At 70.4% G+C, this 17,289-nt stretch carries 11 protein-coding genes; 6 read left to right on the forward strand and 5 right to left on the reverse strand.

Translation table 11 applies throughout. The features are described from left to right. Window positions 1–963 (reverse strand): sensor histidine kinase (locus ACG02S_RS04795; protein ID WP_394469304.1); only part of this gene is annotated, 963 nt, incomplete at its 3' end. Window positions 964–1,100: 137 nt separating this feature from the next. On the opposite strand from ACG02S_RS04795, the gene ACG02S_RS04800 reads away from it, so the two are divergent. The 5 genes from ACG02S_RS04800 (at window position 1,101) to feoB (ending at window position 9,495) form a co-directional block, all read left to right on the forward strand. Further along, window positions 1,101–2,267 carry a hybrid sensor histidine kinase/response regulator gene (locus ACG02S_RS04800; protein WP_394469305.1) on the forward strand — a complete coding sequence of 389 codons (1,167 nt, stop codon included), beginning with the start codon at window positions 1,101–1,103 and terminating at the stop codon, window positions 2,265–2,267. Window positions 2,268–2,279: 12 nt separating this feature from the next. After that, window positions 2,280–3,515: a transporter substrate-binding protein gene (locus ACG02S_RS04805; RefSeq protein ID WP_394469306.1), complete on the forward strand. Its 1,236-nt coding sequence runs from the start codon at window positions 2,280–2,282 to the stop codon at window positions 3,513–3,515. After that, window positions 3,512–7,288, forward strand: coding sequence for a response regulator (locus ACG02S_RS04810; RefSeq protein WP_394469307.1), 3,777 nt, complete (start codon window positions 3,512–3,514; stop codon window positions 7,286–7,288). Before ACG02S_RS04805 ends, ACG02S_RS04810 begins: the two co-directional genes overlap by 4 nt. A 90-nt stretch (window positions 7,289–7,378) precedes the next feature. After that, a complete protein-coding gene (locus tag ACG02S_RS04815) occupies window positions 7,379–7,633 on the forward strand; it encodes a FeoA family protein (RefSeq protein ID WP_394469308.1) in 255 nt (84 codons plus the stop codon). After that, window positions 7,630–9,495: a ferrous iron transporter B gene (gene feoB / locus ACG02S_RS04820; protein ID WP_394469309.1), complete on the forward strand. Its 1,866-nt coding sequence runs from the start codon at window positions 7,630–7,632 to the stop codon at window positions 9,493–9,495. The genes ACG02S_RS04815 and feoB overlap by 4 nt, the downstream gene beginning before the upstream one ends. Here the strand turns inward: feoB and ACG02S_RS04825 are convergent. From ACG02S_RS04825 to ACG02S_RS04840, 4 genes are all read right to left on the reverse strand, one after another. Next, window positions 9,480–10,448 carry a peptidylprolyl isomerase gene (locus ACG02S_RS04825; RefSeq protein WP_394469310.1) on the reverse strand — a complete coding sequence of 323 codons (969 nt, stop codon included), beginning with the start codon at window positions 10,446–10,448 and terminating at the stop codon, window positions 9,480–9,482. The genes feoB and ACG02S_RS04825 overlap by 16 nt on opposite strands. A 28-nt stretch (window positions 10,449–10,476) precedes the next feature. Next, window positions 10,477–11,373, reverse strand: a complete 897-nt coding sequence (locus tag ACG02S_RS04830; protein ID WP_394469311.1) for a hypothetical protein — start codon at window positions 11,371–11,373, stop codon at window positions 10,477–10,479. Beyond that, entirely contained in the window at window positions 11,370–12,335 is a 966-nt protein-coding gene (locus ACG02S_RS04835) for a glycoside hydrolase family 43 protein (protein WP_394469312.1), read from the reverse strand. Before ACG02S_RS04835 ends, ACG02S_RS04830 begins: the two co-directional genes overlap by 4 nt. A 162-nt stretch (window positions 12,336–12,497) precedes the next feature. Beyond that, window positions 12,498–13,625: an HD-GYP domain-containing protein gene (locus ACG02S_RS04840; RefSeq protein WP_394469313.1), complete on the reverse strand. Its 1,128-nt coding sequence runs from the start codon at window positions 13,623–13,625 to the stop codon at window positions 12,498–12,500. Window positions 13,626–13,715: 90 nt separating this feature from the next. Here ACG02S_RS04840 and dnaE point away from each other — a divergent pair, with 90 nt between their 5' ends. After that, window positions 13,716–17,270, forward strand: coding sequence for a DNA polymerase III subunit alpha (gene dnaE / locus ACG02S_RS04845; RefSeq protein ID WP_394469314.1), 3,555 nt, complete (start codon window positions 13,716–13,718; stop codon window positions 17,268–17,270). The last annotated feature ends 19 nt before the right edge of the window (window positions 17,271–17,289 follow it).

A 17,289-nucleotide genomic window follows, 5' to 3' on the forward strand; every position in this document is an offset into this window, starting at 1 on the left:
CCCCCGGCTCGCCCCCCCCCCCTCTGGCGCCCCCGGGACCCGGTGGGCGGGGGGGCGGCCCCCGGGGCCCCGGGCCACCGGCGGGCGGGGGGGGGGGGGGAGGGCGGGCGGAGGCGTGTCGGCCGGTGGCAGCGCCACGTGCAGCTCCAGGCCCTGGCCCGCCCCCATGCGGGGCCGTGCCTGCAGCTGGCCACCCATCAGTTCGACCAACCGGCGGGCCGTGCTGAGCGCCAGGCTCTTGTCCGCCGGCTCCGTGGTGTGTGGGGCCATGCCCGGGTCTTGCACGCCGATCACCAGCGGCACGCGACCCTGGGCATCCGTGGCGCCGCCGGACAGGTGCAGACGCACCGGGCCGACCGGCGCGAACTGCAGTGCGTGCGACAGCAGCTGAACCAGCACCTGGCGCAGGCGCTGCGCATCCCCGCGCAGCTGGCCCCGTGTGCCCAGCAGGTCGGCATGCGCCCAGTCGCAGACCAGTTCGGCCGTCGACTGCGCGCGCAGCGGCCGCACCAGCTCCAGCGCCTGGCTGACGACGTCTTCCAGCCGCAGCGGTGCGCTGTCCAGCTGCACGCGGCCGGCCTCCAGCGCGGCTACGTCGACGACATCGTTGACGAGCCCCAGCAGCGTGCGCGACGCGGCGTCGGTCTGACCCAGCAGTTCGCGCTGCTGCGCGTTCAGCGGCGTCTGCAGCGCCAGCTGCGTCGTGCCCATGATGGTGTTCAGCGGCGTGCGCATCTCGTGGTTGATGCGCGCCAGCAGGCTGTCATCGAGGCGGGGCGGCGTAGGTGTGGGCAGGCGCCGCAGCAGCACGGCCGCGGCGGCCAGCAGCAGCAGCAGCAAGACAGCGACCCCGACGGCCAGGGCAGCGTGCGTGCCGGTCATGGCCATCAGCAATGCCAGCAACCCAGCCGTGGCTGCCAGGGCGAGCCAGAGAAGTGCGGTCAGGACTTTGCGCTGCGCCATGAGGGAGTTCGGATGCGCGTCGATTATGGGTGCCGATGCGTGGCGCCTACGGCCGGTAATGCTCACGCCGGCCCTGGGGAAAGCCCCCGCCCGCCCCCCGCCAGTGCCGCATGACGCTACGGTTATCCTGGCCAGCCATGCCGCTGATCCTCGTTGTCGACGACCAACCCGCCAACATCCACGCGCTATACGAATTGCTCGTGGACGAGTGTGAGGTTGCCATGGCCACCAACGGTGCCGAGGCACTGGCCTTTTGCGCGCAGCAGCTGCCCGACCTGGTGCTGCTGGACGTGCTGATGCCGGAGATGAACGGCTACGAGGTCTGCGGCCAGCTCAAAGCCGACCCCCGCACGCGCGCCATCCCCGTCATCTTCGTCACCGTGCAGGGCAGCGCCGCCGACGAGGCCGAGGGCTTCGCGCACGGCGCGGTGGACTACATCCCCAAGCCCTTCGTCGACGTGGTCGTGAAGGCGCGGGTGCGCACGCAGCTGGCGCTTAAGCTGGCGTCCGAGAGCTTCGCGCGGTCGCAGATCGAGCTGTTCCAGCGCGACAAGCTGGCGTCGGTCGGCCGCACCATCACCGGCATTGCGCAGGAGCTGAGTTCGCCGCTGGGCAACGCGCTGATCTCGGCCTGCACGCTGCAGGACGACCTGAGCCATCTGGGCGGCCTGGCGCAACGCGGGCCGCTGCGGCGCAGCGACCTCGACAAGCACCTGCGCATCAGCGAGGAGAGTGTCGGCCTGGTGCTGTCCAACCTGCAGCGGGCGCTTTCCATCGTCGACTCCTTCATGCAGTCCACGGCCGAGAACTTCGGCGACCAGCGCCGCAGCTTCTCGCTGCTGGAGCTCGTGCACGAGGTCGTCGCCAGCCTGGCCGGCGCGCTGGAGTCGCACCAGGTGCGCTGCGAGCTGGACGCGGCGGACGACCTGCACCTCCTGAGCTTTCGCGGCGCGCTGGCCAAGGTGCTGACGACGCTGATCCAGAACGCCATCAAGCACGCCTACCGCGAGGCCGGCGGCGAGGTGCGCATCCAGGTGCAGGCGCTGGGAACCGACCAGCTGTGCATCAGCGTGCAGGACCACGGCGTGGGCATCCCGCCGGCGCTGCTGGGCCGGGTTTTCGACCCGTTCTTCTCGACGCGCTTCGGCAGCCACCGCAGCGAGCCGGGTCTGTACATCGTCCGCAACCTGGTGACGTTCGCGCTCGGCGGGAAGATCCAGGTCGAGTCCACGCCGGGGCTGGGCACGACGGTGCGGCTGACGCTGCCGTTGATTTCGCCCGAAGCCAGGCGCTCCACCCGCTAGATCGGCAGCGGCATGCGCAGGCAATCGGCGCTGGCATGGGGCGGTGCACTGCTGCTGGTGCTGGCGCTGCTTGCCGTCTGGCTATTGCGACCGGGCGCCCGGGACGCCCGTCTGGCGCCCATCGTCATCGGCCATCTGCAGGACCTCGGCGGCCCGCTGCGCTCGGACGAAGCGCCGCTGCTGGCCGGCGCGCGGCTGGCGGTCGAGGAGATCAACCGCAGCGGTGGCCTGCTGGGCCGGCGCGTGGAGCTGGCGCTGGGCGACACCCGTTCGGATGCCGCCACCGGCGCCGCTGCCGCACAGGCGCTGATCGAGAAGCGCCAGGCGGTCGCGCTGTTCGGCTGCTGGACCACCGCCTGCCGCGACGCAGTGCGGCCGGTGGTCGAGCGGCATCGGCACCTGCTGTTCCATCCGGCGTCGTACGAGGGGCTGGAGCAGTCGCCGCACCTGGTCTACACCGGGGCCACGCCCAACCAGTTCGCGCTGCCCGCCACGGCCTGGGCGCTGCGCCAGTTCGGCCGGCGCGTCTACCTGCTGGGCAGCGAGGGGCCGTATTCGCGCCGGCTGCACGTGCTGCTGGGCGACTTCATCCGGCTGCGCGGCGGCGAGGTCCTCGCGACGCGCTACCTGCCGCGCGACGCCCCCGACGCGGCGTCCGTCGTGCGCGAGCTGCGCGAGCAGCGGCCCGACGTGGTGCTGAACACACTGGGCGGTGCCAGCAACGCCCAGTTGTTCGACGCGCTGGTCGAGGCGGGCATGACCGACCTGCCGATGCTGTCGCTGAAAGCGACGGAACCCGAACTGCGGGCCTTTGGCGGCGGCCGGCTGGCACAGCATTTCATGGCCACCAGCTACCTGCAGTCGCTGCCCGGCCCGGCGAACGCGGCCTTCCTGGCGGCGCTGCGCAGTTCGCAGGGCGAGGCCGCGCAGGCCAGTGACCCCGCCGTGTCGCTGTATATCGCCATCCGTCTTTGGGCGGCGGCGGTGCGCGAGCTGGGCAGTCCGCAGACGGATGCGGTCAACGCGAATGTGCTGCTGCAGGTCGTCGAGGCGCCGCAGGGCTATGCCGCGATGGACCCGCAGACGCGCCACCTGTGGCGACCGCTGCGCGTGGCGCAGGTCGCGCCGGACGGCGGGCTCAAAGAGGTGATGGTGCTGCCGCGCTACGTCAAGCCGGCGCCGTGGCCGGGGTTTCGCTCGGTCGCGTACTGGCAGACCGCTACGGCCGATGTCGGGGTGCGGCCGTGAATCAGGGGGGCGCGCGCGAATCGACCCGCCGGGCCTGGCGCATCGGTCCGGCGCTGCTGCTGGCGTTCGTGCTGCTGTCCACCGTGCCGCTGGGCCTGCTGGGCTGGTGGCAGGTCGCCAGCTTCGAGGCCAGCCTGCGCGAGACGGTGACGGAAGGCCTGGTGGCCATCTCGCGCAAAAAGGTCAACGAGATCGGTGAATACCTGAACGAGGTGGCGGTGGATGCGCGGCTGATGGCGCATGCCGCCGACAGCCACGAGCTGCTGGCGGCACCTGCACCACCGGCAGGCGCGCGGTTGCCCGACACCCGCCGCGTGTTCTACGAGCGGCTCTACGATGGCGGCAAGTACGTGAACCTGTTGCTGGTGCAGCCCGATGGCCGCATCAGCTTTGAGTTGCGCGGGCGTGCCGGCGGCGCGACGCAGCCCGCGCGGCTGGACGAGGGCGCGTTTGCGGGCGGCGCGCTGATGGACGCGCACCGGCGCGCCCTGGAGCACCTGGACGTGCAGCTGACGCCGGCGCTGCGGCCGCGCGGCGAGGCCCGGGCGACCATGTTCCTCGTGCAGGCCGTCGTCGACGGGCCGCGCGTGCTGGGCAGCGTGGTGCTGGAGCTGGACCTGGCGCGGCTGCTCAGCGTGGCCAGCGATCGCTCCGGGCTGGCGCTGCGAGGCGAGACCGTGCTGGTGCAGCGGGACGGCGCACGTGCCGTCTTCGTCAGCCCGTTGAAGCGCACGCCGGACGAGGCGATGACGCGCACGCACGCCCTGGACATGGCGCAGCTGCCGCCCGCGGTGCGCGGCCTGCGCGGCGAGGCTGGCAGCGGCGTGGCGCGCGACTACGCCGGCGTGACGGTTCTGTCCTCCTGGAGCCATCTCCCGGCGCTGGAATGGGGCATCGCCGTGAACCTGGACGCGGCGGAGGCGCTGGCACCGGTGCGCACGCTGCGCGACCGGCTGCTGCTGGCGCTAGCGGTGATGCTGCTGCTGGCGCTGGGGCTGGCGCTGGTGGTGGCGCGCCACATGGTGGCGCCGATACGGCTGCTCCGCGACGCCGTGACACGCATCTCGGGCGGCGGGCTGCAGGAGCGCGCGCCGGTGTGTGGTTTCACCGAGTTCCGTGAACTGGCGCGTGGCTTCAACCACATGACCGAACAGCTGGTGGTAGAGAAGCAACTGCTGGAGGCGCGCGTGGAGCAGCGTACGCGAGCGCTGATCGACAGCGAGCAGCGCTTTCGCGGCGTGTTCGAGCGTGCACAGGTGGGCATTGCGCTGTGCGACGCACACGGCGTCATCCTCGACGTGAACCAGGCCTTGACGGCCATGCTGTGCCGCACCGCCGACGAGTTGCGCGGCGCCAAGCTGGCCGACCTGCCGGACTTCCGCAGCGGCAAGCTATTGGGCGGTGAGCTGACGCGGCTGGCGACGGGGCGGCTGGAGCATGTGCGCTTCGAGCGCGGCTTTGCGTTGCCGGGCGGCGGCGAGCTGTTCATCGATGGCAGCGCCAGCGCCATCCGCGACCGGCGTGGCCGGCTCGTCAACGTCGTGCAGATGCTCATCGACGTGACCGAGCGCCACCGCGCCGAGATCGAGCTGGTGCGTGCGCGTGTCACCGCCGAGTCCGCCAGCCAGGCCAAGAGCGACTTCCTGGCCAACATGAGCCACGAGATCCGCACGCCGATGAGCGGTGCCCTGGGCATGCTGAACCTGCTGCTGCGCACCGAGCTGAGCCCTCGCCAGCACGACTACGCGAGCAAGGCCCGCACGGCCGCGCAGGCGCTGCTGGCCGTCATCAACGACATCCTGGACTTTTCCAAGGTCGAAGCCGGCAAGATGGAGCTGGACGCGCACCGCTTCGAGCTGAGCGAGTTCATGCGCGAGCTGGCGGTCATCCTGTCGGCCAACGTGGGCCACAAGGACATCGAGGTGCTGTTCCGGCTGGACCCGCGGCTGCCGCCCGCGCTGGTGGGCGACACGACGCGGCTGCGCCAGGTGCTGCTGAACCTGGCCGGCAACGCGCTGAAGTTCACCGAGCGGGGCGAAGTGGTGCTGTCGCTGACGCCCGTGGGCGAGTCGGCCGGCAGCGCCCGCATCCGCTTCGAGGTCCGCGACACCGGCATCGGCATCCCGGCGGACAAGCTGGCCCACATCTTCACCGGCTTCAGTCAGGCCGAGCAGAGCACGTCGCGGCGCTACGGCGGCACAGGACTCGGGCTGGCCATCAGCCGCCGGCTGGTGGCGCTGATGGGCGGCGAGCTGGACGTGGACAGCCGCGTCGGCGAGGGCAGCCGCTTCCACTTCGAGCTGCTGCTGCCAGTGGCACCGGCCTGCGAGCTGGATGCGGCGCCTGCGCGGCCGGGGCTCAAGGTGCTCATCGTCGACGACAACCCGATGGCGCGCGAGGTATTGCAGGGCATCGGCGAGAACCTCGGCTGGGACTGCGACCTGGCCAGCAGCGGCGAGCAGGCGCTGGCCTGCGTGCACCAGGCGGCCGAGCGCGGCCAGCCGCGCTACGACCTGATCCTGATGGACTGGCGCATGCCAGGGCTGGATGGCTGGGAGACGTCGCGGCGCTTGCGCGCCAGCCACGAGACGGACGCGCCCGTCATCATCATGGTCACCGCGCACGGCCGCGAACTGCTGGCCGAGCGCAGCGAGCAGGAGGTCGCCAGCCTGGGCGGCTACCTCGTCAAGCCGGTGACGGCCTCGATGCTGCAGGACGCCGTCGCCGAGGCCACCAGCGATGTGCCGCGCACGCGCCGCGCGGAGGGCGGCGAGCAGCGCCTGACGGGCATGCGGCTGCTGGTGGTGGAAGACAACGGATTCAATCAGCAGGTCGTGCAGGAGCTGCTGGAGGACGAGGGCGCCGTCGTCACGCTGGCCGGCGGCGGTGTGCAGGGCGCGCACCTGGCGCTGGTCACGGAGCCACCGTTCGACGCCGTGCTGATGGACCTGCAGATGCCCGACATTGACGGCTTCGAGGCCACGCAGCGCATCCTGCGCAAGCGGCCCGCCACGCTGATCATTGCGATGACAGCCAATGCGATGGAGTCGGACCGCCAGGCCTGCCTGGCCGCCGGCATGCGCGACCACGTCGCCAAGCCCGTCGAGCTGGACCGACTGGTCGCCTGCCTGCGCCGCCATGTCGGCGCGACGGGCGTGGGCACTCCCAGTGCGGCTGCGGTGCCGCAGACGGAGCCGCAACGGCTGGTGGACCGCGACACGGCGCTGCGCCGCCTGGGTGGGCGCCTGCCGCTGTACGAGCGCCTGGTGCGCGCGTTCGCCGGCGATGCCCCGCGTGAACTGCAGGCGCTGGACGACGCCTGGCGCGCCGGGCGGGTTGACGATGCCTTGCGCGGCCTGCACACGTTGCGCGGCCTGGCCGGCGCGGTTGGCGCCGACGCGCTGGCGCAGCTCGCGGGCGCGCAGGAGCAGGGTGTGCGCGCTGCCGTGGGTGGCGACGGCGTCGACATTGCCGCGTTGCGCCGTCTGCTGGCGGACAGCATCGACGCGCTGCAAGCGACCATGACTCACGGCGCGCAAGCGGCCGACGCCGGTCAGCCGGCCACGCCGGTGGCCGACCCGCTGGAGGCGCTGCGTGCGCTGCGCCAGCTGCTGGAAGAGCGCAACATGCGCTCGGTAGCGGCCTGCGAGCAACTGGCCGGCGCCGCGCTGGGGCCAGGCCACGCGGCGCTGTCGGCTGCCGTGGCACGGCTGGACTTCGCGCGGGCGCTGCAAGCCTGCGACGCGCTGATCGCCGAGTTGTCCGCGCGCTGAGGGCTTTCCTGCGGGGATGCGCGGCACAGCCGACGCGCCTGCATATAATGAGAATTATTCTCAACAATGCCAGCCCCGAGCCTGCCGCCCATGTCCGAGCCGCTGCCTTCCAGCCTCGCCGCCGCCCCACCCGGGCTGGCACTGACCGTTCTGCAGGTGAGTGCGCCCGCGCACGCGCCGGAGTGGGCGTCCTGGCTGTCCGACCTGGGCTTCCTGCCGGGCGAGGCGGTGCGCGTGTTGCGCCGCGGCAGCTTCAGCGACGGCAACCTGGTCGTGCGCGTCGGGCAGTCGACGTTCGCGCTGCGCCATGCCGAGGCCCGCTGCATTGACGTGACCCTGCGATGAGCGAGGCGGTCATCCATGTCCACAAGGGTGGGAAGCTGGTCGCACTCGTCGGCAACCCCAACTGCGGCAAGACCGCGCTATTCAACGGCCTGACCGGCAGCCACCAGAAGGTGGCCAACTACGCTGGCGTGACCGTCGAGCGCAAGGAAGGCCGGCTGCTGAGCGCTGCCGGCAAGACGCTGCGGCTGCTGGACCTGCCGGGCACCTACAGCCTGCATCCGCGCTCGCCGGACGAGCGCGTGACCTGCGACGTGCTGGCCGGCCGTGCCCGCGGCGAGAAGCGGCCCGACCTGGTCGTCTGCGTGCTGGACGCCACCAACCTGCGCCGCAACCTGCGCCTGCTGATGGCGGTGCGCCGTCAAGGGCTGCCGGTGGTCGTGGCGCTGAACATGGCCGACCTGGCCGCCAAGCGCGGCATCCATGTGGACCCGGTGAAGCTGGGCGCGGCGCTGGGCGTGCCGGTGGTGCGCACGGTCGCCATCCACAACGAAGGCCTGGACGAACTGCGCGCCGTGCTGGACCGGCCCGACATCTGGCAGGCGGCGCCTCTCAGCGCCGACACGGGCGTGGACGACCAAGCCGCCATCAACACGCTGCTGAGCGGCCTGGGCCTGTCCGACGAACTGCCGCAGCTGCCCAGCGACCGCGTGGACCGCGTGCTGCTCCACCCGGTGGCGGGCTCGCTGATCCTGGCGGTGCTGCTGTTCTTCCTGTTCCAGGCCGTGTTCGCCTGGGCCGAAACGCCGATGGGGCTGATCGAGTCGGCCACCGCGTGGGTGGGTGAACAGGTTGGTAGCCTGCTGCCGGAGGGGCTGCTGCGCAGCTTCCTGGTCGATGGCCTGGTCGCCGGTCTGGGCGGTGTGGTGGTGTTCCTGCCGCAGATCCTGATCCTGTTCTTCTTCATCCTCGTGCTGGAGGAGTCTGGCTACCTGCCGCGCGCCGCGCTGCTGCTGGACCGGTTGATGGGCAGCGTGGGGCTGTCGGGCCGCAGCTTCATTCCGCTGCTGTCCAGTTTCGCCTGCGCCATCCCGGGCATCATGGCGTCGCGCTCCATCGCCAACCCGCGCGACCGGCTGGTCACCATCATGATTGCGCCGCTGATGACATGCTCGGCCCGCCTGCCGGTCTACGCGCTGCTCATCGCGGCCTTCATCCCCAACCGCGAGGTCGGCGGCTTCGAGCTGCAGGGGCTGGTGCTGTTCGGCCTGTATCTGGCTGGCATCGTCGGCGCGCTGGCGGTGGCCTGGGTCATCAAGCGCCTCAGCAGCGCCGGCCGAGAGGTGCGCCCGCTGATGATGGAGCTGCCGGCCTACCACTGGCCGCAGCCGCGCAGCGTGGCCATCGGCCTGTGGCAGCGGGCGGTGATCTTCCTGAAGCGCGTGGGCGGCATCATCCTCGTGATGACCATCGGGTTGTGGCTGCTGTCCAGCTTCCCCGGCCCGCCGGCAGGCGCCACGGGCGCGCCCATCGAGTACAGCATCGCCGGCTATCTGGGGCGTGGTCTTGCCGTCATCTTCGAGCCGCTGGGCTTCAACTGGCAGATCAGCCTGTCGCTGGTGCCGGGCCTGGCGGCCCGCGAGGTGATGGTGAGCGCGCTGGGCACGGTGTACGCGCTGTCGGCCACCGGCGACGACACGGCCGGCGCACTGGCGCCGCTGATCGCGCAGACCTGGAGCCTGGCGACCGCGCTGTCGCTGCTGGCCTGGTTCGTGTTTGCGCCGCAGTGCCTGGCCACGCTGGCCACCATCAAGCGCGAGACCGGCAGCGCCAAGATGGCGGTGGCGGCGGCCGGCTACCTGTTCGCGCTGGCCTATCTGGCGTCGTTCATCACCTACCGCGTGGCACTTTACCTGGGCGCCTGAGCGGGCTCCGGCGGCGTCGGCCGCGTCGGCACGGTCGCGCTGCACACATCGATGTAGCCTGGGCTGTGCACGAACCAGCCGCCGCGGTGGCGGCGCGCGTCCAGCAGCTGGGTCCAGGTGCTGGAGTCGGTCTTCAGCACCTGCAGCGCGGGCCGCTCCGTCGGCGCCACGTTGGCCAGCAGCCGCACGCGCTGGATGCCGGTGCGCTGCTCGGGCTTGTCGTAGAAGCCCATCGCCGCCGTGCCGCGCGGCAGCGCGGCGAGATGCTCCATGCCTTTCAGCACGCGGCCCACGACAGTGATGTTCAGGTCCAGCCCGCGCGGCGCCTGTCCGATGACCGCGTAGAGCTCCGTGCCGTTGCTCGAGTCCGGCGCATCGCTGCGGCCCGCGCCCACCATGCCGTAGCAGTGCGCCAGCCATGCCTTGCCGGCCTTGGGATCGGCGGCCACGGGGAAGCCCTCGGCGAAGCCGGTGCGCGGCGCCCAGCCTTCCTTGTCGGGCAGCCGCGTGAAGCCGGCAGCCTTGCCGATGCGGTCCAGCGGCACGGAGAACTCCGCCGGCAGCTTCGCCTGCGCGCCGGCCGGCAGCGGCCGGGCCTTGGCGGCATCCTCGCCGTCGGGGTCGCCCCATTGGGTGACGAAGTTGTCCTGCACGCGCACGATGGCCAGGCCGTCCCAGTAGCCGGCGCGGGCCAGCGCACGGATGTTGGCCGCGTGCCCGGGCGCGAAGCGCGGGGCGAGTTCGATGATGACCTGGCCGTTCCCCTGCGAGTTCGCCAGCTCCATCAGCAGCGTGTTCTCGGGGTCCAGCCCGCGCCAGTGGCTGGCGGGCGACGCGGCCAGGATCTCCTGGGCCGTCTTCGTCGGTTTGGGTGCCTTGGCTGCCTTCTTGGGGGCAGCCAGTGCCGGGTTCAGCAGGCCGGCGATGGCCAGCGCAAGAGCGAGATGTTTCATGGCCGCGCAGCTTAACGACCCACGCGGCTCACGGCGCGGGCAGGAAGCGATGCAATTCGCGGCCGCGCAATGCGGCGGCGAGCCGCAGCGCGAGGGCCTGTGCTGCGGCGGGCGCCTGTTCGGCGCGTGAGCCGGCGCAGCCGTCGCCGCGAAGGCAGGCCAGCCAGACCTCAGGATCGCGCTCGTCACAGGCGAGGCCGAACTGGCAGGGCAGCAGGCGCACTGCGGCCTGGGCGAGTGCGCGGTCGGCGTCGTTGTCAAAGCGCCGGCCGTCGAAGTACAGCGCCGCCTCGCCGCCGATGCGGCGCAGCAGCAGGCGCTCGCCCAGTTCGTCGAGCAGCAGTGCCTCGGGCCGGGCGAAGACGGGCCGCAGCAGCGCTGCGTCGTCCAGGTCGGACTGCTGCAACGCCAGCAGGGGGTCGTCCGTCGAGATCTCCTCGGCGCCGACGTTGACGACTGCCAGCCACTCTTCAGTCGCGAATTGCGCGCAACCCGCGGCCAGCGCCGCCTGGCGGACGACGGCGCGCTGGTGGCGCGGGTCGTTCGCGTCGGGCCGCTGTTCGGACGCGGGCAGGCCGGCCAGGGCTGCGCAGCGGCGGGCGAGGGCGCGGGCATAGAGCCGTCCGCCGTGGACGCGCGCGGCCAGCGCCGCGTGCACGCTGGCGCGCAGCTGGCCCTCGGGCGCCGTCAGCAGGCCGGCCAGCAGCGGCGTCGCAGCCTGCGCCTGCATCGCGTTGGGCCGAGCGTCTGGCACGGGCGCGGGGCGCGCTGCGGGTACCGGCGCGGCCGGGACCCCCATCGCCGCCATCGCCGCCGTCGCTGAAATCGGCACGCGGGGCGGAGCGACTTCGGTCGGCGCGGGTGCCCACCAGGCCCAGGCCACCAGCGCGACGCCCAGCACCAGCGCCGCGGGCGGCGCAATCACCAGACCGCTTGCGGCCATCCGTCCGAGCCCCAGGTCACGTTGCCGATGAACAGCACCGGCGCGCCGTTGTTCTGCGCGTCGTAGGCATGCCAGGCCATCACCGAGCCGTCGGCGAGCAGCGACTGGCCGCCCGGGCCCTTGAAGCGCGAGCCGCTGGACGCCAGCACGGTGCCGCCGCCGGACATCATCGAGACGCCGGACTTGTCGGCATACGGCCCGGTGATGGCCGTGGAGCGGCCCACGGCGATGCGGTAGGTGCTGTTGGCGCCCTGGCAGCACGCACCCTTGGACACGAACAGGTAGTAGTAGCTGCCCTTCCTGACGACGAAGCCGTTCTCTATGCCGCTGGCGGTGTCCTTGGCGATGTTGACGATGCCGCCCGACGGCGGCTTCAAGTTGACCTTGCTGACGCGTGTGATGTGGATGCCGTTCCAGAACGAGCCGAACACAAGGTAGGGGTCGCCGTTGGCAGCCAGCACGAAGGCGGGGTCGATGGCGTTGTAGCCGTCGCCTGACTTGGACGTCAGCACGGCGCCCTGGTCCACCCACTGGCCGGCTGCAATGCCACCGGCCGAGGTGGCCAGGCCGATGGCGGACTTCTGCGAGCCAAAGCTGGAGACCGCGTAGTAGCAGTAGCCCAGGCCGTTGTACTCGCCGCACCCGGGCGCCCAGACCATCGCGGTTTTGTTGGTGGGCAGGTAGTTCTTCCACCACGCCAGGCCGCTGCTGAAGATGGGGCCGCCCTGCGTCCAGGCGGTGCCGTTGGCGGAGTACTTGACGGCAATGCCGCCGTTGTCGGTGGTCTCGAACAGCCACCAGGTGGAACTGCTCTTGTAGAGGTGCGGATCGTGGGTGCCGATGGCGCCGGTCAGCGTCCACGGCGCAGCCTGGGCCAGGGGCAGGGCGGCGGCGAAAGCGCAGCGAGCGGCCCAGCGCTGCAAGCGCTTCAAGGTGGGGAACATGCGGTTTGTCTCCGGGTTGCGGGCCAGCTCGGACGGATGGCCTCGATGCCGGGTTTGCGGGCCCGGTGCGGAAAATTAAACCTGACTATTTGCGCGCCGTAACCCCGCGGTAACGCCGATTCGACTTTTGGTATCGATTAAAAGTAAGACTTATCGAAACCGTCAGGCCGAGATGAGTTCGGCGATGCGCTCGTCGGACAGCCGCATGGGCAGCGACTGCGGCGACAGCAGTCCGACGACGGCCAGGCCGCCACGGGAGGTGTCGCGGCGCAGCGGCGTCAGACGCGGTTCGCCGCGGGTGTCGGTCAGCGCGGCCACCAGCGGGTGATAGGCCTTGCCGCCGTTGCCCACTACCAGGCCGATCTCGCCCGAGGCCAGCCGCACCAGCGAGCCCGGCGGGAAGATGCCGAAGGCCTTGATCAGCGCCGCTGCCAGCGGGCTGGCGTCGGCCAGCAGGTGCAGCTCGCGGCCCGCCTGCTGGGCCGACATGGCCGGGCGGCTGGCGCGAGCGCTGAGGCGGGCGGTGTAGATGTCGGCAAAGCGCAGCAGCGTGGCCAGCTCGCCCACGGCCGTCACGCCGCCCGGGTAGCCGGTGCCGTCGGGCAGTTCGTGGTGCTGGGCCACGGCCTCCAGCCACAGCGGGTCGTCGATCCCCGCCTGCTCCAGCAGTTCGGCGCTGAGCGCTGGGTGCTGGTGGATGGCTTCGCGCTGCAGCGTGGTGGGCGGTGAGACCTGACCCGCCAGCCGCGCCTGCAGGTCCACCATGGACAGGTTCATCGTCAGTGCGGCCTGGAAGGCACGGCGCTGTTCCTCGGCCGTCCAGCCCATGAAGCGCGCGGCCGCGTGGCAGGCGGTGGCGGCATGGATCGAGTGGTTGACGCCGTAGTGCCCTTCGCCCTGGCGTACCACCTGCGCCAGCGCCACGCCGGGCGCGTGATCAATAAGGCGCAGCAGCTGGTCGGTGGCCGCGTCCACCGCGTTGGCGAGCCGGTCGGGCGAGGTGGCGAACGCGCGGCGCACCTCATCGCTGCGGCTCTGCCATTCGCCCGGCAGCTGGTCGGTGCTCAGCGTGCGCGGCGCGGCGCGGCGCTGCGGCTGCTGGACGGCGCTGGCGAGTTCGCTGATCTCGACCAGTGCGCCGCGCTGGAACAGCTCATCGAGCTGCTCGTTGTCGTAAATGATCTGACCGCGGGCCAGCAGCAACTGGTGCTGTGCGTCGCGCACGCTGAAGGCCAGTGGCTCGCCCAGAACGATGTGAGTCTTGACGGATTGCAGGGAGCACAGGCGCATTGGCGTCGGCGGAGCGGGCAGGCAGTGAAACCAAAAGTTATGCAGCGTAGCCCAAGTCAGGTGGCTCCCAGGGCTTCCTAAAATGCCGGCATGTCCGATGTGAATACCGAACAACAAGAGCTTCCCTTCGTCCACCTGCGCATGCACACCGAGTTCTCGGTGGTGGACGGCACACTGAGGACCGATGACGCCGCCAGCGCCGCGGCGAAGGATGGGCAGGTGGCAGCCGCCATCACCGACCTGGCCAACCTGTTCGGCGGCATCAAGTTCTACTCTGCCGCGCGCAAGAAGGGCGTGCAGCCCATCCTGGGCGCGGACTGCTGGCTGGAGCCCGACGCGACCGACAAGCCGCCGACACGGTTGCTACTGCTGGTGCAGGACAAGCAGGGCTATCTGAACATCAGCGAGCTGCTGTCGCGCGCTTGGATACAGAACGTGCAGCGCAACCAGGCCTGCCTGAAGTGGGAGTGGCTGCAGGAGCTGAACGAGGGGCTCATCTGCCTGAGCGGCGCGCAGCTGGGTGGCCTGGGACAGGCGCTGCTGCAGGGTGACAAGGTGCGCGCGCGGGAGTGGGCGCACAAGCTGTCCGGCATCTTCCGGGACCGCTTCTACATCGAGCTGCAGCGCGCCGGCCTGCCGGGCCAGGAAGCCCTGGTGCAGGCGAGCGTCCCGTTCGCGGCCGAACTGCAGCTGCCGGTCGTGGCCACGCATCCGATCCAGTTCCTCGGCGAAGACGACTTTGGGGCCCACGAGGCGCGGGTCTGCGTGGCCGAGGGCGAGACGCTGGCCAACCCCAAGCGCGTCAAGCGCTTCCTGCCCAGCCAGTATTTCAAGACGCAGGCGCAGATGCGCGAGCTGTTCAAGGACGTGCCCAGCGCAATCCGCAACACCACCGAGATCGCTCGCCGCTGCTCGCTGACGCTGGTGCTGGGCAAGCCGCAGCTGCCCAACTTCCCGACGCCGTTGCTGGCGGACGGCACGCCGATGCCGATGGACCAGTACTTCCGCGAGCTGAGCCACCAAGGCCTGGTGGGCAGGCTGGCGCACCTGTTTCCGAACGAGGCCGAGCGTGAGAAGGAGCGCCCGCGCTACGTGGAGCGGCTGGACTTCGAGCTGAACACCATCATCAAGATGGGCTTTCCCGGCTACTTCCTCATCGTCTCGGATTTCATCCGCTGGGCGAAGGAAAACGGCTGCCCGGTCGGCCCCGGCCGGGGCTCGGGCGCGGGCTCGCTGGTGGCCTACGCGCTGCTGATCACGGACCTGGACCCGCTGAAATACAACCTGCTGTTCGAGCGCTTCCTGAACCCCGAGCGCGTCTCGATGCCCGACTTCGACATCGACTTCTGCCAGGGCAACCGCGAACGTGTCATCGACTACGTCAAGAACAAGTACGGCCTGCCGGCGGTCAGCCAGATCGCGACCTTCGGCACCATGGCCGCCAAGGGTGCCTTGCGTGACATCGGCCGCGTGCTGGGCATGGGCTTCGGCCATGTGGACTCCATCGCCAAGTTGGTGCCGGCGCCGCCGGGCAAGACGGTGACGCTGGCCAAGCTGCCGCCCAACTTTGACCCCGACAAGGCCAAGATGGTCTACGCGCGCCACGAATCGCCGGAGATCGAGGAGCGTGAGAAGGCCGACGAGGAAGTGGCCGGCCTGCTGGAGATGGCCGCGCGCGTGGAGGGCACGGTGCGCTCCATCGGCATGCACGCTGGCGGCGTGCTGATCGCGCCGGGCAAGATCACCGACTTCTGCCCTCAGTACCAGCAGCCAGGCTCGACCTCCGCGGTCAGCCAGTTCGACAAGGACGACGTGGAGGCCATCGGCCTCGTCAAGTTCGACTTCCTGGGGCTCGCCACGCTGACCATCCTGGAGCTGGCCAAAGACTTCATCGTCGCCCGCTACCCGGACCGCAAGGACTTCGACTGGGCCAATGTGCCGTTGGTCGACAAGAAGGTGTTCGACCTGTTCGGCAAGGGCCTGTCGGAAAGCATCTTCCAGTTTGAATCGCCGGGCATGCAGCGACTCTTGAAGGACGCTAAGCCGTCGCGCTTCGAGGACTTGATCGCGCTGGTGTCGCTGTACCGCCCGGGCCCGATGGACCTGATCCCGTCGTTCGTGGCGCGCAAGCATGGCAAGGAGGTCATCGAGTACCCCCACCCGCTGCTGGGCCAAGTTCTGGAAGAGACCTATGGCGTGTTCGTCTACCAGGAGCAGGTGATGCAGTCCGCCCAGGTGCTGGGCGGCTACTCCCTGGGCGGCGCCGACATGCTGCGCCGCGCGATGGGGAAGAAGAAGGCCGACGAGATGGCCGCCCACCGCGCGATGTTCCGCAAGGGCGCCGCAGAAAAGGGCATCAACGAGGAGAAGGCCGACGAGGTCTTCGACCTGATGGAGAAGTTCGCGGGATATGGGTTCAACAAGTCCCATGCTGCCGCATATGCGCTGCTGAGTTACCACACCGCGTGGCTCAAGACGCACTACACGGCCGAGTTCTACGCCGCGAACATGACCATCGAAATGGACGACACCGACAAGCTGAAGGTGTTGCTCAACGACGCGAAGATCTTCGGCATCGAGTTCCAGCCGCCCTGCGTGAACAAGGGTATGTACCGCTTTGAGCCGCTGACCAACCGACTCGTCAACTACGGGCTGGGCGCCATCAAGGGCACGGGGCGCGGGGCCATCGAATCCATCATCGCGGCGCGCGAGGCCGGCGGCCCCTTCCTGAGCTTCTACGACTTCTGCCTGCGCGTGGACCGCAAGGCCGTCAACAAGCGGGTGGTGGAGGCGCTCATCAAGGCCGGCGCCTTCGACAGCATCAACCCCGAGCGCTCCAAGCTGCTGGCCAGCGTCGCCCGCGGCTACACGCATGCCGAGACGACCGAGGCCAACGCCGACCAGGGCGGCCTGTTCGACTTCGGCGACTCGCATGCCTCCAGCACCGCCGAGCCCGACCTGGTCGACGCGCCGCCATGGAGCATCAAGGAACGCCTGTCGCTGGAGAAGACGGCGATCGGCTTTTACCTGTCGGGCCATCTGTTCGACCAGAGCGGCGCCGAGGTGCGGCGGATTGTCAAGCGCCAGGTCGCCGATCTGGCGGACAGCCGTGAGCCGACGATGGTGGCCGGCATCGTCAGCGGCCTTCGCGTCATCAACGGCCAGCGCGGTCGCGTTGCGCTGTTCAAGCTCGACGACAAGAGCGACGCCATCGAGGCCGTGGCCAGTGAGGAGCTGCTGAACGCCAACAAGGAGCTGCTGGCCGAAGACGAGCTCGTCATCGTGCAGGGCACGGTGCGCAACGACCGCTTCTCCGGCGGCCTGCGACTGACCGTGCAGGCCGTGTGGAGCCTGGCCGCGGCGCGCGCTAAGTTCGGCCGCCACCTGCTGCTGGCCAACGCCGGGGCAGCCGGGTTGGTGCACGAGCTGGTGCAGCGCTTCCCGCCGCGCGAGGTGACGACCGAAGAGGGTGGCACACGCAGGCAGGGGCTGCCGGTGCGGGTGTCCATGCTGGCGGAGCCCGTCGGCACCGCCGTTGGCGCACGCTGGCTGGTGGATCTGGGCGAAGCCAGCCGGTTCTGGCCCGCTGACGAGGCGCTGGGCAAACTGGGCACGGCGGCCGAGGTCATTTACGAAGCTGGATGACGCCTGCCATCGGCGATGA

The organism is Pelomonas dachongensis, from assembly GCF_043555865.1.
GTDB lineage: Bacteria > Pseudomonadota > Gammaproteobacteria > Burkholderiales > Burkholderiaceae_C > Pelomonas > Pelomonas dachongensis.